This is a genomic window from Rhodophyticola sp. SM2404 (assembly GCF_053570515.1).
Map to the genome: position 1 here is coordinate 245102 of NZ_JBSEDL010000003.1, position 25803 is coordinate 270904.

Consider the following 25803-nt stretch of genomic DNA (forward strand, 5'->3'; position numbering starts at 1 on the left):
ATGGGATTGTTTACAAGAGAGATCGAGACGGCTCCCTGCCAAGTGGAAGTGAGCCATAAATTTGAAAGCCTATATGCGCATGTGAAGTTTCTGAACGGCGCAACCATCAATCCAGGCGATGAAGTGCAAGTGCATGGCGCGCCCGTGATGGCGCCTTATGGCGAGGTCGTGATCGAGGATCGCATGGCGACGATCAAGCGTGCCTCGAAGCTGGAACAGCTCTGGACCCGCGCCACAGGCGATTTCGAGTTCATGGAGCTTTGCGAGTTCAGTTTCTCCGAGGAGGTTTCGGTATGAATGTTCAAGTCAACCACTCCGCCGATGCAAGCACTGTCGAAGAGGCTCTGGCCGCCAAGAATTACGACCAGCCCATCACCGATAGCGAAAGCGCAACAGCACTTGCCTTGCAGAACACCCTTCTGACACCGCGGTTTTACACCACCAATTTCGATGAATTGGACGCGGTCGATGTCAGCCCTGTTCGCGAGGAATGGGACGCGCTGATCGCCCAGATGAAAGCAGACCCGAATAAGGGGCATTTCAAGAAAACCGAGGATTGGGACAAGGTTGATTGGGACGGGATGGAGCCCAAACTCAAGGCCGAATTCATCGATTTTCTGGTCTCGTCCTGCACGGCCGAGTTTTCGGGCTGTGTGCTCTACAAGGAAATGAAGCGCCGCGGGTCCAATGAGGATATCACCACATTGTTCCAACTTATGGCCCGCGATGAAGCGCGCCATGCGGGTTTCATCAATGATGCCCTGCGCGAGGCTGGGATTGCGGTTAATCTCGGCTTTCTGACTCAGGCTAAGAAATACACCTATTTCCAGCCGAAATTCATCTATTACGCGACATATCTGTCGGAAAAGATCGGCTATGCGCGCTATATAACGATCTTCCGCCACCTTGAGCAGAACCCTGAATTGCGCTTCCACCCGATTTTCAAATGGTTCCGTGAATGGTGCAATGATGAGTTCAGCCATGGCGAGGCATTTGCCCTGCTGATGAAGACCGACCCCAAACTGACCAGCGGCAGGAATGTCCTTTGGATCAAGTTCTTCCTGACGGCGGTCTATGCAACGATGTATGTGCGTGACCACCAGCGCCCTGCTTTCCATGAAGCGCTTGGCGTTGATCCTGATTGGTATGGCCAAGAGGTCTTCCGCAAAACCAGCGCGATCTCCACGCAAGTGTTCCCGATCACGCTTGATATCGATCATCCGCGCTGGATGAAGGGGCTCAAAGCGTTGCAAAAGGCAAATGTCGATCTGGCCGAGGCCAAGAAGAACGGCAATTTCCTGAAACGCGGTTTCGCAAGCCTTCGGGCGGGTATGGCGTTTGTGTCGCTTTATTTGATCCCCGTCAAAAAGCATGAGCTTCCCGAAAGCGTCCGCATGGAGCCCGCTTACTGATGCTGCATTCGCCCTGGATCGCGGCCCTCGTGGCCCTGTTTCTCTGGTGGTTCTCCACCGGAGCGATCCTTGTGGCGGTGCGGCGTGCGGATAAGGAAGGCCCGCATGCGCGGGTTTGGTCTGTGCTGATGAACACGCCTTTCCTGATCATCGGCGCGATCGGCATTATCGAGACTCTGGAGGATGGCTCGGTCACGGGCGCCTATATCGGCTTTCTCTCGGCCCTTGCCCTTTGGGGCTGGGTCGAGCTGGCCTTTCTGGCGGGTGTAATCACGGGCCCAAACCGCAATATTCTGCGCGACGGTGTCCCTGAATGGGAACGTTTCATTCGCGCTTGGGGCACCATTGCCTATCATGAATTGCTGCTGGTCTTTATGGTGGTGGCGCTTGTCCTGATGTCCTTCGGGGCTGAAAATCAGGTCGGTGTTTTGACCTTCACGCTGCTATTTGTGGCGCGCATCAGCGCCAAGCTGAATCTTTATCTGGGTGTGCGCAAAATCAATCTGGAGTTTATTCCAGATCATCTCCATCACCTGCCATCGCATTTCCGTATCGCGCGGATGAATTGGCTTTTCCCGATCTCCATAACTGGCCTCAGCCTTGCACTTGGCTTGGCGCTGGCAAGCTGCCTTTCGGCGCAAGACCAAGGTGAGATCGTGGGGTATGCCCTGATTGCCGCGCTGACTGCGCTGGCCTTGTTGGAGCACTGGTTCATGGTGCTCCCCCTGCCTGATGAACGCCTGTGGCGCTGGATGCTGCCGCAGCGAGAGACAGGGGCGATAAGCCCCCCAAACCTAGCACGACTACACAGCGAGGATGCCCGATGAAATTTGACACACTGTTCCAGACGCAATTGGACAAACTGAAAGAAGAGGGCAACTACCGCGTCTTTGCTGAACTTCAACGCAAATGCGGGGCGTTTCCGCGGGTTCAAAACCATGGTGACGGCCAAGATGATGTGACGGTTTGGTGCTCGAATGATTACCTCGGCATGGGTCAACATCCTGATGTCGTGCAGGCGATGGTTGATACCGTCAAGGAATGTGGCACAGGTGCGGGCGGCACGCGAAATATCTCGGGCAATGCGCATCACCACAAAATCCTTGAGCGTGAACTCGCTGATCTGCATGGCAAGGAAGAGGCGCTGCTGTTCACCTCGGGCTATGTGTCGAACTGGGCGGCTTTGTCGACGCTTGGCAGCCGTTTGCCCAATGCGGTGATCCTGTCGGATGCGTTGAACCATGCCTCGATGATCGAAGGTATCCGCCATGCGCGCTGCGATAAGAAAATCTGGAAACATAATGATGTCGAGGATCTTGACCGCCAGCTTGCGGCCCTTCCCGCCAATGCCACCAAGATCGTCGCCTTCGAGAGCGTCTATTCCATGGATGGCGATGTTGCCCCGATCAAGGAGATCGTGGAGGTCGCCGAAAAGCATGGCGCGATGACTTATATTGACGAGGTTCATGCGGTTGGCATGTATGGCCCGCGCGGCGGCGGTGTGGCCGAGCGTGAAGGCCTGATGGACCGTATCACCTTGATTGAGGGCACCCTTGGCAAGGCTTACGGCGTTGTCGGCGGTTATATCACGGGCTCTCATGCCTTGGTTGATTTCATCCGCAGCTTTTCAAGCGGTTTTATCTTCACCACTGCCCTGCCGCCTGCGGTTGCGGCTGCCGCCACAGCCTCGATCCGTCATCTCAAGACCTCGAGTTTTGAGCGCGATATGCAAAAGCGGCAGGTGGAACGCCTGCGCGCGCGTCTGGATGCCGAAGGCATTCCGCATGTTCATAACCCCAGCCATATTATTCCGGTGATGGTAAAAGACCCTGTGAAATGCAAAATGCTGTCAGATATCCTGATGGAGCAATTCGGCATTTACGTGCAGCCGATCAATTACCCCACCGTTCCAAAAGGCACCGAGCGTTTGCGCTTTACACCAGGCCCGCTGCACACAGATGAGGATATTGAATATCTTGTGATGGCGCTCAAAACCCTTTGGAAACAGTGTGCAATCGCACATGCTGTTGCATGATTACAAAAAAACCTCTGGACCTTCTTTAAAACGGGTTACCTATAGTGACCGTGAGCTAGATGAATTGGGAGATTTCTAAGATGACGAGCAAATTGATGATCGCGACCGCAGCTATGCTGCTAAGCGCACCGATGGCGATGGCCGATGGCCATGCCGCAACTGGCGATGCCGAAGCGGGCGAGGCTGCGTTCCGTCAATGCATCGCATGCCATGTCGTTGTGAATGACGCAGGCGACACATTGGCTGGCCGCAATGCGCGCACTGGCCCGAACCTCTATGGTGTCGCAGGACGTGGATGGGCCAGCATCGAGGATTTCCGCTGGTCCCCTGGCCTGACGGCTCTGGGTGAAACCGGCGGGACAATCACCGAAGAGTCCTTCGTGGCCTATGTGCAGGACCCGACTGGCTATATTCGGGAAGCAACGGGCGATAGCTCGGCGCGCGGCGCGATGGCCTTCCGTGTTCGCTCGGAAGAAGATGCTGTGAACCTTTACGCCTATCTTGCCAGCCTCTCGGCTGAGTAAATAGCGCTTTAATCTACCTCAACGGGCGGTCCTTTGGGCCGCCTGTTCTGTTTCGGCAATCTGGTCGGTAAAGGCCAAGATCGCCTCAATCACCTGATCGGGTGCCTCTTCCTGAGCTAGATGACCAACCCTTTCGAGGATCTGGAGCGTCGCATTCGGCATTGCCTGAGCTGCACGGCGGGCAACATCAGGCGCAACGGCGAGGTCTTTCGCGCCATGCAAAAACAAGGTCTGGGTCGGGATATCTGGTAGATTTCGGGTCAATTCCTCCAGCGACCATTGCGCCATCATGGCCAAGGTGGCCTCAATATGGCTGCGTTGCGACATCAGCCGTTGATACAGCATGATCCCGTCTTCATCGATTTTTGCCCCTGTCGAGGATAGCAATTGGCGGATCTTGGCGTCACTTGCCCCGCGCGACAGCAAAAGCCCTGTCAGCGGATTAAACACCAAAAGCTTGGCCAAGAAGGGAAACAACCAGCCTGTTGCACCCTTGAAATTCTCCAAAGCGCCATTGATCGCGATGATCTGGCGGGGTGGGGTTGGTAGATTACGCGACAGGCTCAAGGCCAAAGCCGCCCCTGCCGAATGGCCAATGATCACCTTGGGCTCAAGCCTCAAGGCCAATACAAGCGCTGCGATATCCTCGGACATCAGAGGCAGGGAGCATCGGCTGCGCGTTCCCGCGCGGGTATAGCCTTGGCCTGGAAGATCAAAGGCCGTGACACGAAACTGCTTTGAGAGGGGACCGATCACATGCCGCCACGAATGGGTCGAAGCACCCGCCCCATGGATGAGCAAAAGATCAGGCCCCTCGCCCATGATCTGCACATGCCAGCGATGAGGCATTACCTGCAAAATCTGGCTCATCTCAGCATGGGGCCAATCTGGTGGAGGCTTCGTCATTGGATCGAAAGCGCTGTTTCCACGGCCGCAGAGAGTGACCGTGCATCAGCGCGGGGCAACGGCAGATAGGGCGCGCCCATCTCACTGGCCAGTTCACCCAAGCCTTTGGTCGGGCGAAGCCCTGTATCAATCACCAGACCTGAGAAGGCTTTGACCCGAATGGCCCGCGCCATGGCGGTTGCATCCTCGGCCGCTGTGACGCGGTTGGCCTCACCCATGAGAGAGACATTCGCGCGCCCGTCCGTCAGAACTGCAACAGATGGCGTCATGCCTTTGCTGCGGGCCAGCTCGCCCAGTTCCAGCGCCAGTTTCAGGCCAGCAGCCAGCGGTGTGCCGCCCCCGCCCGCAAGGGCCGAAAGGCGCTTTTTGGTCTGCACAAGCGAGCGTGTCGGTGGCAGCAACACCTCCGCCCCTGTTCCGCGAAAGGCAACAAGCGCCACATGATCGCGGCGGGAATAGGCCTCGGCCAGCAGGATTTCGATGGCACCCTTGGCCTCTGACATACGCGCCATGGCCGAGGAACCTGATGCATCCACCACAAAGATAATCGCGCGTTCGGAGGTTTCTTCATAATGGCGAATACGGAGATCCGAGGCGCGGATATGCAAGCGCTCAAACTGGCCCGATGCGGCCCGCCGCATTTTTTGCCAAGGGGCGGCGGCGCGCAGGGTTGCCACAAGATCAACCCGCGCGCCATTCCCGATGGAACCCGTGCGCGATGGCAGCGGGCGGCCCCGATTATTCCCCTTTTTCTTTGCGCCAGACCCTGAGGAGGATTTCGCAGAGCGCGCGGCCCGCGCCGCACCCAGACGCGCCAGAAGATCGGGTGGCAACATCGCTTTGGCGGCCTCCAGCAGCATCTCTGTCGGGGGCAGGGCTGGCTCTTCCTGCTCGGAGGTTTCCTCTTGATCCTCCTGTTCAGGCGGATCGGGAGGAGGGTCAGATGGGCTGTCTTGCATGTCCGCTTCGTCAGGGGCGGGAAATTGCGTGGCGCGCGGTGCAAGGACGAGTTCAACCGCTGTCTGAAGATCGGCTGGTCCAACCTCGACGTCCCCTGACAGCGCCGCAGATGCGCGGGCAACGGCCAATGCCAGAAGCGGGGCGCGAAGGGAGGTGACGCCAAGCCGTGCCGCAACCTGCGTCAATTCCGAGATCGCTTCATCAGGCAAAATGACCTGAGGAAGAATCGCGCGGGCGTCCTCTAAACCGGGCAGATCAAGCTCCAGTTCAGGTGCATCGCCAATGGCCAAGCCGTCCAGATCAAGATGGATCGCCAAACGCTCGGTCAGACCATGCCCAAGGCGTTCTTCCTCGCCTGCACCTTCATCCAAGGCCACCAGAACCAGATTGGCATCCGCATCCAATGCACCCGAAAGCCGCGCAACCAAACCCGCTTGGGCGCGTTCCGCCATTGGCAGGATCACCACGCCAGATTGCCCAAGCAGCCCTTGCGTTCTGACAACCGCGCCCTGTGCCAGCGTTGCCGTCAGATCAACGCCCCCAAACAGGGCATCATCGCCCATAGCGGGATGCAAGCGCCGCGGTTTGGTGCCGTTCAACCCTTTGGTCAGCCCGTCAAGAAACCGATCCCGAACAGGGCCAAAGCGTGCCCTGAGCCAAATGCCGCCAAGCGCGCTCGGGTCCACAAGGAAACAGGCCAAGGCAAGATTGGCCCTGATCCACCGTTCCTCGCCCTGCTCGCTCATGCAAGCACCTCCTCCACCGTGCGGGTCACACGCGTGTTCGAGCCTGCCTCATCCAGAGGATCACGGCGCAGACGATGGCTAAGCGCCAAAGGCGCGATGGAGCGCAGATGGGTGCGGGTGATGGCTTTGGCCCCTTCAAATGCGGCCAAGGCCCGCGCCGTGCGCAAAAGCGTCAACTCTCCGCGCAACCCGTCCGAGCCGAGCGCGATACAGAGCGTTGCACAATCGCGCAACACATCATCGCTTGCCTCAAGCGAGGCCAGATGTTTGCGGCCCTCAACGATTTGGTCGCGAAGGGCGGCATCGGCTTTGGCCCATGTCGCAAGAAAGCCTTGGGGGTCGCTGTCAAAGGCATCACGGCGGCGAACCACCTCGATGCGCGTTTCAATGTCTTTGGGGCTGGTGACCTCGACCGATAGGCCGAAACGGTCCAGAAGCTGGGGGCGCAATTCGCCCTCCTCGGGGTTGCCTGACCCGACCAAGACAAAGCGTGCGGCATGTCTGATCGAAAGGCCTTCTCGCTCGACCACGTTTTCACCCGATTGTGCGACATCCAAAAGCAGATCGACGATATGATCCTCAAGCAGGTTCGCCTCATCAATATAGAGATAGCCACGGTTTGCGCGCGCCAATAGGCCAGGTTCAAAGACCTTTTCGCCATTGCTCAGCGCTTTTTCGATATCCAGAGCGCCGACCACACGGTCCTCGGTCGCGCCAAGGGGCAGATCGACAACAGGGGTCATCTTTTCAATCAGATCGGTTTTGGTGACCTCTGCCCAATCGGGAATATCGTCTTGAGTGGCGGAATTCACGGGGCATCCCTCGACCGCTGTAATCGGGGGAAGAAGGGCTGCCAGCCCGCGCACCGCCGTAGATTTTCCTGTGCCACGGTCGCCAAACACCAAAACGCCACCAATGCCAGGATCAACGGCGGTCAATATCATCGCCCGCTTCATATCCTCTTGGCCGACGATGGCGGAAAATGGAAATGCATGTCTCATTCTGCGGCGATATCCTTTGGTTTTATGTCTTGGCTCAGGGCTGCGTGGCCATCCCATTGGCCTTCTACCGCATCAACCTGAAATCGTGCGTAGAGCTCTTCCGAGAACCAGCCCTCATAGCGTACGGCGGAAATTGCGCGCGCATGCGGGCCATCGGCACGGGCGAATTGCGCCATGCTGTGGGTGTCGGGCCAGATCGAGAATGTCACTTGGTGCAGCCAAGGCATCTCGCCGATGCCGATCTTGAACATGACATTGGGGTCTTGCCCGATCACCTGTGAAATCGCGGGAACCCGCCCCCAGAAGCGCAACAGAATTTTCGGACGAATCGTGGCGCGCGTGAGCGCAGCGATCGGACCGTTAACTGTTTTGACCAGCGGTTTGAAAGGGGTTTGCCCCGCCCATTCTCCGCGTGCGGATTGCGCTGTCATAAACAGGGTCATCGCCTCGCTGGCTTTCGCGTGATAGCGGCGGAAAATGCGCGCGCTTTGCATGACGCGCCGCGCGGTATCCTGATTGGGCCAAGTGGCGAGAATTGCATAGACTTCCGTATTGGGCACAGGTGTGAATCCTTCGCCCGTGCCTGAGCCGCAAAGTTTGAAAAAGCTGATCTCGGGGATCGCTTTGAGGGCGAATCGTGCGGTCGCCATTTGGCCAAAAGCCCAAAGACGCGCTGAAACGCTGCTGAATCTAAACAAACTAAGTGTCACAGATTGCATGGCCGGTCTTTCCATGTGTCAACTTATACTTACAGAATTGAGCCGCTCTGGATAGTCTTATCAGAAAAAACCAAGCAATTTCTGTGGTGAAGATATCTTATGTTGTAAATCAAACTAGACAGTCTACGATAATTGCATGGAAAACATCACACATCTGCGTGCAGCGCCAGCAAAGGCCCCCGCAAAGGCCATCGTCATCGGCGCGGGCCTTGGGGGCTTGGCATCGGCCATGCGGCTTGGCGCCAAAGGCTATGACGTCACGATAATCGATAAGCTGGATATGCCAGGTGGGCGCGGATCGGCCATTCACAAGGATGGGTACCGTTTCGATCTCGGCCCAACCATCGTGACGGTGCCGCAGGTTTTCAAAGAATTATGGGCCGCTTGTGGCCGCGATTTCGAGGCCGAGGTCGATCTTCGCCCGATGGAGCCTTTTTACGAAATCCGCTGGCCGGATGGGTCCAGTTTTACCGCCTGCCAAGACAGTGATGCGATGCGCGCGGAAGTTGAACGCCTCTCGCCCGGCGAGGGGAAGGGCTATGACCGTTTCCTCAAGGATAGCGAAAAGCGGTACTGGTTCGGGTTTGAAGATCTGGGCCGTCGTTCCATGCATAAGCTCTGGGATCTGATCAAGGTCCTGCCCCGATTTGCCATGCTACGCGCCGACCGTTCGGTCTATGCCCATGCCGCCAAGCGCTTCAAGGATGAACGCCTGCGCATGGCCTTCAGCTTTCACCCGCTTTTCATCGGTGGCGACCCGTTTCGCGTGACCTCCATGTATACGTTGGTCAGCCATCTCGAGAAGGAATTTGGCGTGCATTACGCCATGGGTGGTGTTGCTGCGATTGCCAAAGCGATGGCCAATGTGGTTACCGATCAGGGCGGCTTGCTGCGTATGGGGGAAGAGGTGGACGAGATCCTCTGCACCAATGGTCGCGCCACCGGTGTCAGGCTGGCAACGGGCGAGCAGCTTGATGCGGATATCATCGTGTCCAATGCCGATGCGGGCCATACCTATTCGCGTTTGATGCGGAATATTCCCAGCAAACGCTGGACGGACCAGAAACTGGACCGCACGCGTTGGTCGATGGGGCTGTTTGTCTGGTATTTCGGCACCAAGGGCACGCGCGATAAGTGGAAGGATGTGGGCCATCACACCATTCTGAACGGCCCGCGCTACCGTGGTTTGGTGGATGACATCTTCATCAATGGAAAGCTGTCCGAGGATATGAGCCTCTATGTCCACCGGCCCACAGTCACTGACCCTAGCTGCGCCCCTGAGGGTGATGATACATTCTATGCCCTCTCGCCTGTTCCGCATTTAGGCTTTGATAACCCCGTCGATTGGGCCGAGATGGCCGAGACCTATCGCAAGAAGGTTCAGGCCGTGCTCGAAGATCAGCTTTTGCCGGGATTGGAGGCGCATATCACCGCGTCAGAAATGCTCACACCTGAGGATTTTCAGACCCGCTATCTCAGCCCCAACGGTTCGGGCTTTTCGATCGAACCCCGCATCCTTCAAAGCGCCTATTTCAGGCCGCATAATGTGTTGGAAGAGGTACCGGGCCTCTACCTTGTGGGGGCTGGAACCCATCCTGGTGCGGGCTTGCCGGGGGTGATCTCGTCTGCAGAAGTATTGGATAAATTAGTGCCTAATCTGCGCAATAGAGCCGTTTCAAAGCCATTTAAGGTCGCTGCAGAATGATTGATAATGCCGATCTTAAATATTGCCGTGATGCGATCAGGGAAGGGTCATACTCCTTCCATGCGGCATCCAAGCTGTTGCCCGCAAAGGTCCGTGATCCAGCCTTGGCGCTCTACGCGTTTTGCCGAATTGCGGATGATGAAGTTGATCTAAATGATCAAAAAGCGGCCGCCGTTTTGCGTCTGCGCGACAGGCTTGACCTTGCCTATGCGGGCCGCCCCCAGAATGCGGCGGCTGATCGTGCTTTTACGGCTTTGATCGAGGCCTATGACATGCCCCGCGCGCTTCCCGAAGCGCTGCTGGAAGGGCTTGCATGGGACGGGATGGAGCATCGCTATGCGACGCTCTCTGATCTGAGGTCCTATTCGGCGCGGGTGGCTTCGGCTGTCGGCGCAATGATGTGTGTTTTGATGAAAGTGCGCGATGCCGATGCCTTGGCCCGCGCCTGCGATCTTGGTGTTGCGATGCAATTGACCAATATCAGCCGCGATGTCGGCGAGGATGCGCGCGCAGGCCGTCTTTATTTGCCGACAGATTGGATGGCCGAGGAAGGACTTGATCCTGAGGCCTTCCTTGCCGACCCCAAAGCTTCGCCATCAGTCAGGCGTATCACGCGGCGTCTTTTGGCCGAGGCGACGCGGCTCTACCAACGTTCTGAGGCCGGGATCGGTGCTTTGCCGCTTTCCTCCCGCCCTGGAATCTTTGCTGCGCGGCATTGCTATGACGCGATTGGGCGAAAGGTTGTGCGCAACGGGCATGATAGTATCACCCAACGCGCCTTCACGACCCGAGGGCAAAAGCTGGGGCTGCTGGGGCTATCTGTTTTGCGGGCTGGAATAGTGTCTATAATGCCAAATAGTGCCGTTTTACATGCAAGGCCTTTGCCCGAAACAGCTTTCCTCGTGGAGGCTGCCGCGCGTCAAGCGCCTGCAAAATCTGCATGGGGTGAAAACGTGATCTCGGTGCTGGCCCAATTGGAGGCCCGCGACCGAAGCGATGAAGGGCTGGAAAGAAATGCCTAAGAGGGCTATCTAACCTCTTATGGAATTTTCAATATTCATTATCTTCTTTGGGGCATGTTGCGCGGCAGCAGCCACTGGGTCCCTGTTTCCACCGGGGGCGTGGTATCGCGATCTGTCCAAGCCTGTATGGACCCCGCCGAACTGGTTGTTCCCCGTTGCTTGGACCGTGCTTTATCTCAGCTCCGCCTATGCGGCGTCCCGCGTGGCGGTTTTGGACGACAGTGCTTATGGCATGGGTTTCTGGGCCCTACAGATCGCATTGAACACGCTTTGGACGCCCGTTTTCTTCGGGCTTCGTCGTATCAAAGCGGGGGTTGTGGTGATTGCCTGCCTTTGGGCGGCGGTCTTGGGCACTATGCTGAGCTTTTTTCAGCTTGATCCTCTCTCAGGGTGGCTTTTTGTGCCTTACCTGATCTGGGCCAGCTATGCAGGCGCGCTCAACATCGCGATTTGGTGGATGAACCCTGAGCAATCCAACCAGATGGTCGATTGAAAAAGGGCGCCGCAACGGGCGCCCTTATGGTGTTTTCTCAGTAAGAAATCAGGTTCTAGGCGAGTGAGCGTTCGACTTCCTCGCGCTCGAAAATCTCGATGACATCGTCTTTGCGGATATCGTCGTAATTCTCGAAAGCCATACCGCATTCCTGACCGGACTGGACTTCTTTGACCTCGTCCTTGAAACGCTTGAGCGTTTTGAGCGTGCCTTCGTGGATAACCACATCGTCACGCAGGAGACGCACACCTGCCGAGCGGCGGGCAACGCCTTCGGTGACAAGACAACCAGCCACTGTACCAACACCGGTTACGCGGAACGTATCCTTGATGGTGGCATAGCCGATGAAGTTCTCACGCACCTCAGCCGAGAGCAGGCCAGAGGCGGCCGCTTTCACGTCATCCACAAGGTCATAGATCACGCTGTAATAGCGGATCTCCACGCCCTTCTGGTTGGCGGAGTTACGCGCAGAGGCATTTGCACGCACGTTGAAGCCGATCACGGGCGCGCCCGAAGCTTCGGCAAGGCCGATATCTGATTCCGTGATCGCACCAACGCCATAATGCAGCACGCGCACGCGCACCTCATCATTGCCGATCTTTTCCATCGCCTGAATGATCGCTTCGGCAGAGCCCTGCACGTCCGCTTTCACCAAGATGGGCAGTTCGTTCACGGTTTCATCGGCTTTGGCCTTGGCCATCAGCTGATCAAGCGTGGTTGCAGCGCCCGCGGCGGCACGTTTGTCCTTGGCTGCTTGTTTACGATATTCTGCGATCTCACGGGCTTGCGCCTCGGTTTCGACCACGTTGAGAACATCGCCTGCTTCAGGTGTGCCGTTGAGGCCGAGCACTTCGACTGGAACCGACGGAGCGGCTTCCTTCACGCGTTCGCCCTGATCATTGATCAGCGCGCGGACCTTACCCCATTGCTCGCCCACAACGAAGATATCGCCTTGTTTGAGCGTGCCGCGCTGAACCAGAACGGTTGCAACAGGGCCGCGACCCACATCAAGCTGCGCCTCGATCACAGCACCTTCGGCGTTGCGATCAGGGTTGGCTTTCAGTTCAAGGATTTCCGCCTGAAGCGCGATGGCTTCGAGCAGTTGGTCAATGCCCTGACCCGTATGGGCCGAGACTTCGACATCCTGAACGTCACCCGACATCTGTTCGACGACGACTTCATGCTGAAGCAGATCGGTGCGCACTTTCATCGGATCGGCCGCGGGGCGGTCAACCTTGTTGATGGCAACGATCATTGGCACATTTGCCGCTTTCGCGTGGTTAATCGCCTCGACGGTCTGGGGCATCACGGCGTCATCAGCCGCAACGACCAAGACCACGATATCAGTAACTTGCGCACCACGTGCACGCATCGAGGTAAAGGCCGCGTGGCCAGGTGTATCGAGGAAGCTGAGCACCGCGCCGCCTTCGGTCGTGACCTGATAGGCACCGATATGCTGGGTAATGCCACCGGCTTCCCCAGACACAACATTGGCGCGGCGGATTCGGTCCAGCAGCGAGGTTTTGCCGTGGTCGACATGGCCCATAATGGTGATGACGGGTGGGCGCGGCTTAAGCGTGCCTTCATCATCTTCAACGGCCTTGATCACGTCTTCCACATCGGCATCGGAAACCCGCGATACGCGGTGGCCGAATTCTTCGACGATCAGTTCTGCGGTATCAGCATCGATTGTCTGGTTCTGCGTGACCATCATTCCCATATTCATGAGAGATTTCACAACATCAGCCACACGCTCGGCCATACGGTTGGCCAGTTCCGATACGACAATCGCCTCGGGCAGTTTTACGTCGCGCACGATCTTTTCGCGCTCGACCATGCCGCCCATTGCTTTTTGACGTTGGCGTTCCTGCTTGCGCTTCATCGCGGCCATGCTGCGCTGACGTCCACCTTCCCCACCGGTGAGGGCTTGGTTCACGGTCAGCTTGCCTGAGCGACGCTCACGATCAGCGGCGGCAGCGCGGCCACGGCCACGGTCGTCTTCTTCTTTGCGACGCGGCGGCTGCTGCGACGCGGGGGCCGCCTTGCCGCCACCCCGAGGCGCGGACGCTCCGACAGGTGCATCGGCGGGATCGGGAGCCGCAGGCGCTGCAGCGGCAGGCGCGTTGCGACGGGCCTCTGCTTCTTTCTTGGCGCGTGCTTCTTCTTCTTCCTTGGCGCGGATCGCTTCTACGCGTTCACGCTCTTCACGTTCTTTGGCTTCGGCCTCCGCACGACGGCGGGCGCGTTCTGCTTCGCGCTCCTCTTCGTCCTGCTTGCGCTTCAGATGATCCTCGGCCTCACGGGCTTTGGCATTCTGAAGGGCCTTCATACGGCGTTCAAGCTCGGAATTCGCGACATTGCTGCTGCCACCATCCGTGCTTCCGCCGCCCGAGCCGGGTTTGGGTGCTACGACCCGCTTGCGCTTGGTTTCCACCACAACAGTCTTGGTACGGCCACGTGAAAAGCTCTGGTTCACGCGTCCGCTGCGGGCACCGCCCGACAGGCCAAGGGGTTTCTTTCCGTCTTGATCGCTCATGCGTCTTTCTGTTCCTTCCCGGCGGTATCACCGCCGCTCGCCTTACGCAGGCCTTGCAACTTTGCTGCTTCCTCTACAACACGGTTGCCGAGTCCACCAGTCGCAAGCGCGCCATGTATCACACTTTGGCGACCAAATGCCAAACCCAATTCATCTGAGCTCAAGCAATCGAAATAGCGTGCGCCTTCGGGCGTCCAAAGCTTTGATTTCCCCCGAACGGACCCGTCCGAGGCTTGTAGCAGCACCCGAACAGGTCGGGAGGCCAGCCAGTCTTTCACTTTCTCGAACCCGACGACAGCGGCGCCAGATTTGCGCGCCAAGGCCAAAAGGTCGGTCACACGGCGCAAAATGCCCCGTTCAACCAGGTCAGCCAGATCATCAGGCAATTGCACCTGCTGCTTGGCCGAGCGCGAGAACAAGTTCTTTTTAATCGCGAGGGCCAAAGCATCAGCATCGGCGCTGACCCAAATCCCCCGCCCGGGCAGTTTCTCAAGCACATCCGGCACGACCAACCCGTCAGGGCTAACCACGAAGCGGATCAACCCTGCCTTTGGCTGGGTTTCGCCTGTAGCGATGCAACGACGTTCTGCGTCATCGCTTGATTTGGGTCGGCCACCTCTGGACATCGGGTGCGTCCTCTACCGGCGCCTGCGCTCAGGCTCCGGCTTCCTCTTCTTCGCTGTCGCCAGCTGCGGCGGCCGAAGCGGCTGCTGCATCTGCTTCCAGCTCTTCGATGGTGACCCAGCCAAGCTGAACGCGGGCTGTCATGACCATGTTCTGGGCTTCTTCAAGGCTCACATCGAAAGATTCAAGCAAGCCTTCATCCTTCACACGCTCTCCACCGACCGAGGTCCAGCCACCAGCCAGTTCCCAATCCGCACAGGTCGCGAAATCCTCAAGCGTTTTCACGCCGTCTTCGGCAAGCGCCACCAGCATCTGGGGAGTGAGACCGTCGAAATCAATAAGCGACTGCTCGACGCCCTTCTCTTTGGCGGTTTCCAGAGCTTTGCGGTTTATCTCTTCGATATGGTCGCGGGCACGGGCCTGCAATTCGCCAGCGGTGGCTTCATCGACACCATCGATGGTCAGCAATTCCTCGGCTTCGACAAAGGCAACCTCTTCGAGCGAGCTAAAGCCCTCGGAGACCAGAAGCTGTGCGAAGAACTCATCAAGGTCGAGCGCATCCATGAACAGCTTGGTGCGTTCCGCGAATTCGGCCTGACGGCGCGCGCTTTCTTCTTCCTCGGTGAGGATGTCGATATCGAGACCAGTCAACTGGCTGGCCAGACGCACGTTCTGACCACGACGACCGATCGCAAGCGAAAGCTGCTCATCAGGAACGACAACCTCGATCTTGCCTGCGTCTTCATCCAGAACAACCTTGGAGACCTCGGCAGGCTGAAGCGCGTTCACAAGGAAAGTTGGCGCATCGTCATTCCATGGAATGATATCGATTTTCTCGCCCTGCAATTCGTTCACAACGGCCTGCACGCGGCTACCACGCATACCAACACAAGCGCCAACAGGATCGATGGAGTTGTCATAGGAGATCACGGCAATTTTGGCGCGCGAACCAGGGTCGCGGGCGACGGCTTTGATCTCGATGATGCCGTCATAGATTTCAGGCACTTCCATCTTGAACAGCTCGGCCATGAAATCTGGCGCGGTGCGGCTTAGGAAAACCTGCGGGCCGCGCGCTTCGCGGCGGACATCCTTGATGAAGCAACGGATACGGTCATTCGGGCGATAGCTTTCGCGGCCGATTTTTTCGTTGCGGCGCAGAACGCCTTCACCGCGGCCGATATCCACGATCACATTGCCATATTCCTCGCGCTTGACGACACCATTGATGATGGTGCCAGCCCGATCTTGGAATTCTTCGAATTGACGATCACGCTCGGCTTCGCGGACCTTTTGCAGGATAACCTGCTTGGCCGATTGCGCCGCGATCCGGCCCATTTCAACGGGGGGAACTTCGTCGATGATTTCATCACCAACAACGGCACCTTCTTTATGCGCGCTGGCATCGCGAACGGTCATTTCGATGAAATGGTTCTCGACCTCTTCGACAACGGTGCGCACACGGGTGAAGGTTGCCTTGCCTGTTTTGCGGTCAATCGAGACGCGGATATCAAGCTCGGAACCATAGCGCGACTTGGCGGCCCGTGCGAGGCTCTCTTCCATCGCTTCAACCACCAGTTCGGGGTCGATCATCTTTTCGCGGGCTACAGCCTCGGCTGTTTGCAGAAGCTCCAGCTGGTTTGCTGATGTAATCGCCATGTCTCAGTCCTCCGCCTGTGTAGGCTCTTCTTCGATATCGTCGAATTTGGTCTCGTCTACAATTCCGGCTGCCTTGCGTTGGCGCAGCATTTCCGAAATCAGTTCATCTGTCAGAACCAGCTTTGCATCTGAAAGCCGGTCAATATGCAGGCCGATGGTCACGGTCTCTTTGCCCTGTTCGAGATTGATTAGAACCTCGTCACCTTCAAACCCCGCCAAAACGCCTTTGAAGCGGCGGCGGCCATCGATCATTTCGGTCGTCTCGAGCTTGGCTTCATAGCCTTCCCAAGTCTCGAAATCCTTGAGGCGCGTCAGCGGGCGGTCGATGCCGGGGCTGGAGACCTCAAGCGCATAGGCATCCTCAAGCGGGTCTTCGACATCAAGAATGGCAGAGACCGCATTGGAGACCTGCGCACATTCATCGACATCAATGCCGCCATCGGGGCGCTCGACCATGATTTGCAGGGTTTTGGTTTCCCCACCCATCACGCGAATGCGCACAACCTCAAAGCCCATACCCTCGATTGACGGGGTCAGGATCTCGGCCATGCGGCGGTCCATTGTGGTTTTGGCGATTAGTTCAGACATATCTCTAAGCACAAAAAAACGGGCACAGAGCCCGTTATACGTTTCCGGTGGAGCGTTCGGTTTGGACCCGCGCGCGCCTGTGTTGAAATGCATATAGGTGGAATCGGGTGATCCTGCAAGAGATATACTTTGCCACCCTCTATTTGAGGTTGCGCTGGCCTGCCGTTTCCATAATTTGAAATTCAATTACATACTGGGAGGGACTTTAAAATGCGTACACGTGCCGCCGTCGCCATTGAGGCCGGAAAACCGCTTGAAGTGATGGAAGTGAACCTTGAAGGCCCGAAAGCGGGTGAGGTTCTTATTGAGATCAAGGCCACAGGTATTTGCCACACAGATGAGTTCACGCTGTCGGGCGCGGACCCTGAAGGGCTTTTCCCCGCGATCCTTGGCCATGAAGGGGCTGGCATCGTCATGGAGGTTGGTGAAGGCGTCACAACCCTCAAGCCCGGTGATCACGTGATCCCGCTTTATACGCCTGAATGCCGCGAGTGCTATTCCTGCCTGTCGGGCAAAACCAACCTTTGCACCGCAATCCGCAATACCCAAGGTCAGGGCCTTATGCCTGATGGAACCACGCGGTTCTCTATGCTCGATGGAACGCCGATCTATCACTATATGGGCTGCTCCACCTTCGCGAACCACACTGTGATGCCCGAGATCGCGCTGGCCAAGGTTCGCGAGGACGCGCCTTTTGACAAGATTTGCTATATCGGCTGTGGCGTGACCACGGGGATCGGGTCGGTGATCAATACTGCGGGGGTCGAGATCGGCTCCACCGCCGCTGTCTTCGGTTTGGGTGGCATCGGCTTGAACGTTATCCAAGGCCTGCGCATGGCGGGCGCGGATAAGATCATCGGTGTCGATCTGAACGATGACAAAGCCGAGATGGCCAAGAAATTCGGCATGACGCATTTCGTGAACCCGACGAAAATCTCGGGAACGGTTGTGGAAGAGATCATGAAGATCACCAAGACCGATATCGACCAGATCGGTGGCGTGGATTACTCCTTCGATGCGACGGGCAATGTTCAGGTCATGCGTGACGCGTTGGAATGTTCGCATCGCGGTTGGGGTGTCTCGGTGATTATTGGCGTGGCGCCAGCAGGGGCCGAGATTTCCACGCGGCCCTTCCAACTGGTCACAGGGCGTGTCTGGAAAGGCACCGCATTTGGTGGCGCGAAAGGCCGGACCGATGTGCCGAAATTTGTTGATTGGTATATGGATGGCAAAATCGAGATTGATCCGATGATCACGCATCAGCTTTCGCTGGATAAGATCAATGAAGGGTTTGACCTTATGCATGCGGGCAAATCCATCCGCGCCGTGGTGGTGTACTGATCATGCAAATCCGTCCCCTGCGGGATACCGACAAACCGGCTCTGGGCGATATGCTCGAGCCGGTTTTTCGCGCGGGCGATACTTATACCGTTGATCCCGATATCTCGCGCGGTGATGCGATCGCTTTTTGGACAGCAGCTGAGAAATCGGTTTTCGTGGCCGAGGATGGGGATGTCTTGCTTGGCACCTATTACATCAAACCCAACCAAGCGGGCGGGGGCGCGCATGTGTGCAATTGCGGCTATATCACTGCATCGCATGCGGCAGGCAAAGGCGTCGCGCGGGCCATGCTTGCCCATTCCTTGGATGAGGCCAAGGCGCAGGGTTTCCGCGCGATGCAGTATAATTTCGTGGTGTCCAGCAATACCCGCGCCGTCGAGACATGGAAGCGCGCAGGGTTCGAGACGGTTGGCCGCCTGCCCAAAGCCTTCAATCACCCAAAGCTCGGTTATGTCGATGCTTTGGTGATGTTCAAATCGCTGGAATAGGCGCAGGGCATGCGGGCTGCGGTATTCGCAATTCTTGGTTTGGTTTCAGTGCCGATCTGTGCCGCCGCCCAAGAGATCGAAAACCCAAGCCTGCCACGGGACTATGACCCTGTTGTGAGCTTTGTTTTGCCTGAAGCGGCTTTGCCGATTGGCCCCCGCGAAATCACCGCGATCGAGATGTCTGAAAGCGGCGGGATCACTGATATATTCTTCCGTTTCAAAACCACTGCTGCCATGCGTTTTGATCGCTTTTTGACGAATGCGACAGGTGAGGTTCTGGAGGTGCGGGTATGTGGCTACCTCATGCAACGCATCACCGTGCCTGAACAGCCTGTGGCGGGCGCCTTTTACCTAAGCGGTACAAATGCCCTGCGCGGTGAAGCAATCCGCGCGCTATGGCACGGGCGTGCGCAATGTAATGATTTTGAGGAAACGCTATTCCCGCAGGCTATTTGAGCATAACCGCTCAGCCCCGACGGTAGCGCGCAAGAAAGGTTGTGACGGCTTCGGATGCCGTGTTCTTGATCTCAGTTTCGCTTGGAGCGCCACTGACCCGCATGAGGCGTTGCAGCATCAAATCCGTGCGGCAAAGCTGCATGAATGTATCGGCCGCTGTCATATGGTCTTGGATATCCAGAAAGGCGGCGGCTTTCTCGGTTTGGAGATATTCAGCCACTTGGCGCTGCGCCGTGAGGGGCCCTGTTTCGTAGAAGGCCTGACCAAGCTCGGGAAAGCGGTTCGCCTCGCCCACGCAGACCCTGAACATCGCCAAACCTGTTTCGGAGAGCAGGAATTGCATCATCGAACAGGCGAGGTGGTGCAGCGCATCAGGCACATCGCGTTGGAGAAACTCGATATCCATCTGTGCGCGGCGTTGCAGGTCACACTCCATCTGGAGGACGGCCATGAATAATTGTTGTTTATCTGGGAAGTAGGAATAGAGCGTTGCTTTGGATACGCCCGCATCGCGTGCAATCACATCGACGCTGGCCCCTTCATAGCCTTCTCGCATGAAAACATCGCGCGCACCTGCAACAACTTGGTCGTATTTCCGACCTTTCTTAATTTGTGGCTCGATATTCATATGCGCGGTGTCCTTCCCTCCATCCGTATATAGACTGAACAGTTTAGTTACAGCAATAGACATGAACCATCGCCCCGCCCTTGCGGAGTGTCCAGCTTGGCTGAACACTCCGGTCTGGCAGGTATAGCGGTTGCCAGAGGGGGTGGATGGCGTCCCTCAGGGGCAAGGGAAAGGCGAGATATAACACTGGGGGGAGCAGCTCTCGCCCTGCCACCCACAAAACAGAACTAAACTGTTTCGTTTGCTTTTCAAGACGCCGCTGCGGGTTTTTCGCCCTCGCAATTTCTGGACAGTCCCTCGCCATTGGACTAGCCAATTTCTATGATAGATATTTTCCTCAAGACTTTGCCCTTCTTTGCGCTGATCGCGCTTGGCTTTCAGGCAGGTCGAACAGGGTTCTTCACCTCTGAGGCCACGGCCTATCTCACCAAATTCGTATTCTATTTCGCACTATCGGCGATGCTGTTCCGCTTTGCCGCAAACCTGTCCTTGGCCGAGATTCTCGATTGGTGGTTCGTCGCGGCCTATTTGACGGGGTGTTTTGTCGTCTATTTCCTAGCGATGGGGGTCGCGTTTTTGCGCAAACGCCCCATCACAGAAGCCGCCATCGAAGCGCAATGCGCCGTGATCGGCAATACAGGCTTTCTGGGCGTGCCGATGTTGATCGTGCTGCTCGGGCCTGCGGCTGCTGGCCCTGTCTTGATGGTGCTGTCGCTGGATCTGATCGTGTTCTCCAGTCTCATCGTGATCCTGATCACGGGCAGTCGCGACGGGCGCATGTCTTTTGGTATTTTGAAAACGGTTGGCATGGGGCTTGTGAAAAACCCGATGATCATGTCGATGGTGGCAGGCTTGGCCGTCTCGGGTGCCGAGATAGAGCTGCCCGCAGTGGTAGATGAATTCGTTGCCATTCTCGGGGCGGCAGCGACACCAGGTGCGCTTTTTGCAATCGGTGCATCGCTTGCAGGCAAATCGGCCGAACGTGTCTCGGTTGCCGCTTGGATTTCATTTTGCAAACTGGCCCTGCATCCTTTGGCAGTGGGGATTGCGGCCTTGCTGATATTCCCCTTGCCGTTGTTTGATGCGGCTGTGATGATCTCTGCGGCGGCGCTGCCAGTGGCGGGCAATGTCTATATGCTGGCGCAACATTACGGGGTGGCGCCGCAGCGGGTCTCGGCCTCGATCCTGATTTCAACGGCGATCAGCATTGTGACGGTCTCGCTGGTCATTGGCTGGGTGTCGGGTGTTGCGGGCATCGTTCTGCCCTAAGCGATGCTTGCCGCCTTTGCCTTGCCGCGTTACCCCTTGGCGCAACAGATGGAGGGTAGAATGGAAACCATTTCAGAGAACCGCTGCTTTGGCGGCATGCAAGGCGTGTATAGCCATGCCTCAAAGGCCACTGGCACGGATATGACCTTTGGCCTGTTCCTACCAGCCGAGGCGCAGGATGGCCCCGTTCCTGTCTTGTGGTTCCTCTCCGGCCTGACCTGCACCCATGAAAACGCGATGGTCAAAGCGGGTGCGCAGGCATGGGCCGCGGAACAGGGCATTGCGCTGGTTTTTCCCGATACTTCACCGCGTGGCGAAGGTGTTCCCAATGACGAGGCCTATGATCTGGGCCAAGGCGCAGGCTTCTATGTGAATGCAACGCAAGCCCCATGGGCCGAGCATTTCCAGATGTGGGATTACATCACCAAAGACCTGCCCGAAGCCCTGTTCGAGACCTTCCCGCTTGACGAAACACGCCAAGCGATCACGGGCCATTCCATGGGCGGGCATGGCGCACTGACCATCGCCATGAGCTTGCCTGACCGTTTCACCAGCGTCTCGGCCTTTGCGCCGATCTGTAACCCCACCGAAAGCGATTGGGGCCGCAAGCAGTTCACCGCCTATCTCGGCGAGGACACGACCCAATGGGCGAAGCATGACGCGACGCTTTTGATGCAGGAGACGGGCTTTGCTGGCCCTGTCTTGATCGATACGGGAACGGCGGATCAATTCGGTGACCTGTTGAAGACCGAGGCCTTGGCGCAAGCCATCGCCGCCCGACGTCAAAACGCGACCCTGCGTTTGCAGGAGGGGTATGACCATTCCTATTTCTTCATCTCGACCTTCATGGAAGATCATATCACCTTCCATGCCGAGGCTTTGTACGGAGCGCGCGAATGACCAAGATCGATGCCGTTATCTTCGACATCGGCAATGTGCTGATCGAATGGCAGCCCGAGCGGTTCTATGACCGCGAAATCGGTGAGGCCCGCCGCAAGGCCATGTTTTCCACGGTTGATCTGCATGGCATGAATGACCGTGTGGATCTGGGCGAAGGGTTCCAAGATGTCATTTATGAAACCGCCGAGGCCTATCCCGAGTTCCGCGATGAAATCCGGCTTTGGCATGACCGCTGGATCGAGCTTGCGCAGCCCGTTATCCCCCACTCCGTCAAGCTGATGCGCGTATTACAGGGCAAAGGCGTGCCTGTGTTTGCCTTGACGAATTTTGGGATCGAAAGCTTCGCCTATGCCCAGACCCATTTCGACTTTCTCAATGAATTCGACCATGCCTATGTCTCGGGTCATATGGCCGTGATCAAACCCGCCGCGCGGATCTACGAGATGGTGGAGGAGCATTCAGGCATCGCGCCTGACCGCCTGCTGTTTGCGGATGACCGTGTGGATAATATCAAGGCTGCCCGCGCCCGTGGTTGGAATGCGCATCTCTTCGAGACCCCTGAAGGGTGGGCCAATGAATTGGTCGCCCATGGTCTGCTGACCGCGCAGGAAGCGGCCCCATGAGCATTGAGATCGTCGGACCAGAGGCGGAAGCCTGCCTTGACTGGCGCGCTTTGACCGATGCTTTGGAGGCGGGCCATTCCCTGCCGCGTGCCGAGATAGGCGATACGTTTCTCTACCGCGATCCCGATACCCTGCTGTCGCGGGCGGCATGGATCGACGGGATGGGCCAATTGGTCAAAACCGCCACGATTTTCCCTCAAAACAAGGCAGCGGGAAAGCCGACGGTTAATGGCGCGGTGAACCTTTATTCTGATCTGGATGGTGGGTTGGAGGCCTTGGTTGATTTCCACCTTGTGACCAAATGGAAAACGGCAGGTGACAGTCTATTGGCAGCCCGCAAACTGGCCCGCCCTGACAGTGATACTATCCTGATCGTAGGCGCAGGAACTGTGGGGCGCTCGCTTCATGCGGCCTATGGCGCTATCTTTCCCAAGGCGCGCTTTTTGATCTGGAACCGCTCAACCGAAGGGGCCGAACGCTTTGCCGATAGCCTCGAGAATGTGACCGTAGCCCCCGACCTCGAGGCGGCGGTTGCGCAGGCGGACATCATCACCTGCGCCACAATGTCGACCGACCCCGTGATCAAAGGTGACTGGCTGCGCGCGGGGCAGCATCTGGACCTGATCGGAGCCTATCGCCCCGATATGCGCGAAGCGGATGACACAGCGCTGACGCGCGCAACCGTCTTCGTGGATAGCCGCGCCACCACCATCGGGCATATTGGCGAGCTGAAAATTCCCTTGGCCGCAGGCGTGGTCTCGGAGGGGGATATCAAGGCCGATTACTATGATCTGCCAAGCGGCGGTTTCACCCGTAGATCTGATGACGAGATCACCTTGTTCAAAAATGGGGGTGGTGCGCATCTCGACCTGATGGCGGCCCGCTATATCCTCGAGGCGTGGAGGCAGAGGTAAGGCGCGCATGATCTGGCTGCTGCTCATATTGATCACCTTGATGGCGGGCGCGTATTTGCTGGCGCATGTCACCCTCGTGCCGCTATCCGCACGCAAAGAGGTGTCGCTTGGTCAATTTGTGCAGCTTCAAGATGGCGAGACGCATTTCCAATGGCATGGGCCCGAGACAGGGCCGATCATTGTCTGCATCCACGGATTGAGCACGCCATCCTATGCCTTCGCACCGCTGATCCCGCTCTTGATCGATCAGGGCTACCGAGTGCTGAGCTATGATCTTTATGGGCGCGGTGGCTCGGACCGTGTGGAGGGTGAGCAGACGCGCGAGTTTTTTATGCGCCAATTGCGGGAATTGCTTGCCTCACAAGGCATCACGGATCGTGTCACGCTTTTGGGGTATTCCATGGGTGGTGCCTTGGCGACTGCCCGCGCAGTTGAGGCGCCTGAAACCGTTAACCGCCTGATCCTTCTGGCCCCAACGGGCCTCGGGGTCGAGCTTGGCCGTTTCTATGATCTTGCCGCCAAGCTCCCCTATCTGGGCGATTGGATGATGGAGGTGATCGGGCCTTTGCTGAGCTATTGGCAATATGGCCGCACCACCTCGGACATCCCGTTTGAGGAAGATATCAACGCGTGGATACGCGAGGATTTGCGCGTGGAAGGCGCTCTTGAGGCGATCTTGTCGAGCCAGCGGAATTTCCTTTCCGAGGATATGGCCGAAGACCATATGCTGATCGCGAAAACGGGCATTCCGATGCTGGTGATGTGGGGCGAGCAGGACAGGGTCATCCCGATTGAAGCGCTCACCGCGCTGCGCAAGATCAACCCCAAGGCCCGCCATGTGATCTTTGACTGGGCCGACCATCGCCTGCCCTATCTTTGGCCCGAGGATGTCGCCGCCGCGATCGAGGATAACCTTTAGGCCGCAACCTCGCGTGCGCCCAATGGCTTTTCCTTGATTGGCAGATGCACAATCGCCGAGAGCGCGCCAACCCCCACGCCGACCCACCATACGGCAGTGTAATCGCCATAGATGTCATAGAGCCAACCGCCAAGGAATACGCCCAGAAAGCCGCCCAATTGGTGGCTGAAGAACACGATGCCATAGAGCGTGCCCATATAGCGAAGCCCGTAGATATAGGCCACCAAGCCCGATGTCAGCGGCACGGTTGCCAGCCAGAGCGCGCCCATAACAATCGAGAAAACGATCACCGACATGGGCGTAATCGGCATCATGATAAACAGGCCCGCCGCAACGGTCCGCGCCACATAGATGCCCGCAAGCAGGTATTTCTTGGTATAGCGTTTGCCCAACCAGCCCGCTGTGATGGTGCCCACGATATTGGCCAAACCGATCAATGAGATCGCCACCGCCCCAAGGGCCGAGGTTGTCGTGATGCCAATGCTATGCAGCATTCCACCTGGTGCGATTGGGCCGCAAAGCTCGGTCACGAAAGCAGGGAAATGCGCGGTGATGAAAGCCAGCTGATACCCGCAGGAGAAAAACCCGATAAACATCAGTGTAAAGGATGGATCGCGGAACGCCTTCTTGAGGACGGTTCCCATGCTCTCTTCCAGTGCGGCTTTCGACACGGGCTGGGGTGAGCGCATCATTGGCAAGACCAGAAGCGAGGCAAGGATGATTCCTGCAAAAATCAAAAACACAGTTTGCCAAGGAAATTGACCCAGCAAGAACTCGGCCATGGGTGCGCCGAAAACCTGACCAGCCGAGCCTGCCGCAGTGGCGATGCCCAAAGCGAGGGAACGGTTTTCATCCGACGCCGCCCGCCCAACCACCGCGAGAATAACGCCAAACCCTGTACCAGCGATGCCGAAGCCCACTAATATCTCGAGGAATTGGTGCTGTTCTGGGCTGACTGCGAAAGAGGACAGAACGAGACCCGCCGCATAGAGCAAAGCCCCCAGAATGATCGCACGGTGATCACCAAACTTTTCGGCAAAGGCCCCAAAGAGCGGCTGGCCAATGCCCCATGCAAGGTTCTGGATGGCAATCGCGAGCGAAAACTCGGCGCGCAGCCAACCGAATTCCTCGGCAATTGGAATTTGGAAAACGCCAAAACTCACCCGAATAGCAAAGCTGAGCATGATAATAACGCAGCCGCCGATCAAGACGGGCGTAAAAAGCGTGTTTTGACGTGTCATATGCCGTTTGTCCTTTTGAGTAGCGCGACCATGATGTGGAACGGCATGCAGGTCAAATGAGAGATTCTTATTCGACACTTAAGATACCGTTATCTAT

The 25803-nt window shown here is 57.3% G+C and carries 26 protein-coding genes; 16 read left to right on the forward strand and 10 right to left on the reverse strand.

Annotated elements, in window-relative coordinates:
- From ACTYEO_RS06410 to ACTYEO_RS06430, 5 genes are all read left to right on the forward strand, one after another.
- Entirely contained in the window at positions 1-297 is a 297-nt protein-coding gene (locus ACTYEO_RS06410; protein WP_449322883.1) for a hypothetical protein, read from the forward strand.
- The gene (gene acsF, locus ACTYEO_RS06415) at positions 294-1412 is read left to right on the forward strand and encodes a magnesium-protoporphyrin IX monomethyl ester (oxidative) cyclase (protein ID WP_449322884.1); all 1119 of its coding nucleotides are present in this window, start codon (positions 294-296) and stop codon (positions 1410-1412) included. The genes ACTYEO_RS06410 and acsF overlap by 4 nt, the downstream gene beginning before the upstream one ends.
- Entirely contained in the window at positions 1412-2239 is an 828-nt protein-coding gene (gene puhE, locus ACTYEO_RS06420; RefSeq protein WP_449322885.1) for a putative photosynthetic complex assembly protein PuhE, read from the forward strand. The genes acsF and puhE overlap by 1 nt, the downstream gene beginning before the upstream one ends.
- Entirely contained in the window at positions 2236-3447 is a 1212-nt protein-coding gene (gene hemA, locus ACTYEO_RS06425; protein WP_449322886.1) for a 5-aminolevulinate synthase, read from the forward strand. The genes puhE and hemA overlap by 4 nt, the downstream gene beginning before the upstream one ends.
- Before the next feature lie 80 nt (positions 3448-3527).
- On the forward strand, positions 3528-3971 hold the full coding sequence (locus ACTYEO_RS06430) for a c-type cytochrome (protein ID WP_449322887.1): 444 nt from the start codon (positions 3528-3530) through the stop codon (positions 3969-3971).
- 18 nt (positions 3972-3989) lie between these two features.
- Here ACTYEO_RS06430 and bchO read toward each other — a convergent pair whose 3' ends face one another.
- The 4 genes from bchO to crtA are packed head-to-tail and all read right to left on the reverse strand — an operon-like array spanning position 3990 to position 8318.
- On the reverse strand, positions 3990-4877 hold the full coding sequence (gene bchO / locus ACTYEO_RS06435; protein ID WP_449322888.1) for an alpha/beta fold hydrolase BchO: 888 nt from the start codon (positions 4875-4877) through the stop codon (positions 3990-3992).
- On the reverse strand, positions 4874-6583 hold the full coding sequence (locus ACTYEO_RS06440) for a magnesium chelatase subunit D (RefSeq protein ID WP_449322889.1): 1710 nt from the start codon (positions 6581-6583) through the stop codon (positions 4874-4876). The genes bchO and ACTYEO_RS06440 overlap by 4 nt, the downstream gene beginning before the upstream one ends.
- Positions 6580-7584 (reverse strand): magnesium chelatase ATPase subunit I, encoded by a 1005-nt coding sequence (gene bchI / locus ACTYEO_RS06445; RefSeq protein WP_449322890.1) that lies wholly within the window; start codon positions 7582-7584, stop codon positions 6580-6582. Before bchI ends, ACTYEO_RS06440 begins: the two co-directional genes overlap by 4 nt.
- Positions 7581-8318: a spheroidene monooxygenase gene (crtA, locus tag ACTYEO_RS06450; RefSeq protein WP_449322891.1), complete on the reverse strand. Its 738-nt coding sequence runs from the start codon at positions 8316-8318 to the stop codon at positions 7581-7583. The genes bchI and crtA overlap by 4 nt, the downstream gene beginning before the upstream one ends.
- Before the next feature lie 121 nt (positions 8319-8439).
- On the opposite strand from crtA, the gene ACTYEO_RS06455 reads away from it, so the two are divergent.
- Genes ACTYEO_RS06455 through tspO form a run of 3 tightly spaced genes read left to right on the forward strand, consistent with a single transcriptional unit; the run spans position 8440 to position 11523 of the window.
- Positions 8440-10008, forward strand: a complete 1569-nt coding sequence (locus ACTYEO_RS06455) for a phytoene desaturase (protein WP_449322892.1) — start codon at positions 8440-8442, stop codon at positions 10006-10008.
- The gene (crtB, locus tag ACTYEO_RS06460) at positions 10005-11030 is read left to right on the forward strand and encodes a 15-cis-phytoene synthase (RefSeq protein ID WP_449322893.1); all 1026 of its coding nucleotides are present in this window, start codon (positions 10005-10007) and stop codon (positions 11028-11030) included. Before ACTYEO_RS06455 ends, crtB begins: the two co-directional genes overlap by 4 nt.
- Positions 11031-11049: 19 nt before the next feature.
- Positions 11050-11523: a tryptophan-rich sensory protein TspO gene (gene tspO, locus ACTYEO_RS06465; protein ID WP_449322894.1), complete on the forward strand. Its 474-nt coding sequence runs from the start codon at positions 11050-11052 to the stop codon at positions 11521-11523.
- 55 nt (positions 11524-11578) lie between these two features.
- On the opposite strand, the gene infB is transcribed toward tspO, so the two are convergent.
- The 4 genes from infB to rimP are packed head-to-tail and all read right to left on the reverse strand — an operon-like array spanning position 11579 to position 16927.
- On the reverse strand, positions 11579-14059 hold the full coding sequence (infB, locus tag ACTYEO_RS06470) for a translation initiation factor IF-2 (RefSeq protein WP_449322895.1): 2481 nt from the start codon (positions 14057-14059) through the stop codon (positions 11579-11581).
- Positions 14056-14685 carry an RNA-binding protein gene (locus tag ACTYEO_RS06475; RefSeq protein WP_449322896.1) on the reverse strand — a complete coding sequence of 210 codons (630 nt, stop codon included), beginning with the start codon at positions 14683-14685 and terminating at the stop codon, positions 14056-14058. The genes infB and ACTYEO_RS06475 overlap by 4 nt, the downstream gene beginning before the upstream one ends.
- 28 nt (positions 14686-14713) lie before the next feature.
- Positions 14714-16339: a transcription termination factor NusA gene (gene nusA, locus ACTYEO_RS06480; RefSeq protein WP_449322897.1), complete on the reverse strand. Its 1626-nt coding sequence runs from the start codon at positions 16337-16339 to the stop codon at positions 14714-14716.
- 3 nt (positions 16340-16342) lie between these two features.
- Positions 16343-16927, reverse strand: coding sequence for a ribosome maturation factor RimP (rimP, locus tag ACTYEO_RS06485; protein WP_449322898.1), 585 nt, complete (start codon positions 16925-16927; stop codon positions 16343-16345).
- 210 nt (positions 16928-17137) lie between these two features.
- Between rimP and ACTYEO_RS06490 the strand changes: the two genes are divergently transcribed.
- The 3 genes from ACTYEO_RS06490 to ACTYEO_RS06500 are packed head-to-tail and all read left to right on the forward strand — an operon-like array spanning position 17138 to position 19212.
- Positions 17138-18268: an S-(hydroxymethyl)glutathione dehydrogenase/class III alcohol dehydrogenase gene (locus ACTYEO_RS06490; protein WP_449322899.1), complete on the forward strand. Its 1131-nt coding sequence runs from the start codon at positions 17138-17140 to the stop codon at positions 18266-18268.
- Between the two features lie 2 nt (positions 18269-18270).
- Positions 18271-18756 carry an N-acetyltransferase family protein gene (locus tag ACTYEO_RS06495; RefSeq protein ID WP_449322900.1) on the forward strand — a complete coding sequence of 162 codons (486 nt, stop codon included), beginning with the start codon at positions 18271-18273 and terminating at the stop codon, positions 18754-18756.
- Between the two features lie 9 nt (positions 18757-18765).
- Positions 18766-19212, forward strand: coding sequence for a hypothetical protein (locus ACTYEO_RS06500; RefSeq protein ID WP_449322901.1), 447 nt, complete (start codon positions 18766-18768; stop codon positions 19210-19212).
- Positions 19213-19222: 10 nt separating this feature from the next.
- On the opposite strand, the gene ACTYEO_RS06505 is transcribed toward ACTYEO_RS06500, so the two are convergent.
- Entirely contained in the window at positions 19223-19903 is a 681-nt protein-coding gene (locus tag ACTYEO_RS06505) for a TetR/AcrR family transcriptional regulator (RefSeq protein ID WP_449322902.1), read from the reverse strand.
- A gap of 258 nt (positions 19904-20161) precedes the next feature.
- Here ACTYEO_RS06505 and ACTYEO_RS06510 point away from each other — a divergent pair, with 258 nt between their 5' ends.
- From ACTYEO_RS06510 to ACTYEO_RS06530, 5 genes are read left to right on the forward strand one after another with little or no spacing between them, the layout of a single operon-like run.
- A complete protein-coding gene (locus ACTYEO_RS06510) occupies positions 20162-21109 on the forward strand; it encodes an AEC family transporter (RefSeq protein ID WP_449322903.1) in 948 nt (315 codons plus the stop codon).
- A 60-nt stretch (positions 21110-21169) separates the two neighbouring features.
- On the forward strand, positions 21170-22009 hold the full coding sequence (gene fghA / locus ACTYEO_RS06515; RefSeq protein ID WP_449322904.1) for an S-formylglutathione hydrolase: 840 nt from the start codon (positions 21170-21172) through the stop codon (positions 22007-22009).
- Positions 22006-22632, forward strand: a complete 627-nt coding sequence (locus tag ACTYEO_RS06520) for an HAD family hydrolase (RefSeq protein WP_449322905.1) — start codon at positions 22006-22008, stop codon at positions 22630-22632. The genes fghA and ACTYEO_RS06520 overlap by 4 nt, the downstream gene beginning before the upstream one ends.
- Positions 22629-23546, forward strand: coding sequence for an ornithine cyclodeaminase family protein (locus ACTYEO_RS06525; RefSeq protein ID WP_449322906.1), 918 nt, complete (start codon positions 22629-22631; stop codon positions 23544-23546). The genes ACTYEO_RS06520 and ACTYEO_RS06525 overlap by 4 nt, the downstream gene beginning before the upstream one ends.
- Before the next feature lie 7 nt (positions 23547-23553).
- The gene (locus ACTYEO_RS06530; RefSeq protein ID WP_449322907.1) at positions 23554-24465 is read left to right on the forward strand and encodes an alpha/beta fold hydrolase; all 912 of its coding nucleotides are present in this window, start codon (positions 23554-23556) and stop codon (positions 24463-24465) included.
- Here the strand turns inward: ACTYEO_RS06530 and ACTYEO_RS06535 are convergent.
- Positions 24462-25706 carry an MFS transporter gene (locus tag ACTYEO_RS06535; RefSeq protein ID WP_449322908.1) on the reverse strand — a complete coding sequence of 415 codons (1245 nt, stop codon included), beginning with the start codon at positions 25704-25706 and terminating at the stop codon, positions 24462-24464. The two genes, ACTYEO_RS06530 and ACTYEO_RS06535, sit on opposite strands and share 4 nt — an antisense overlap.
- Between the last annotated feature and the right edge of the window lie 97 nt (positions 25707-25803).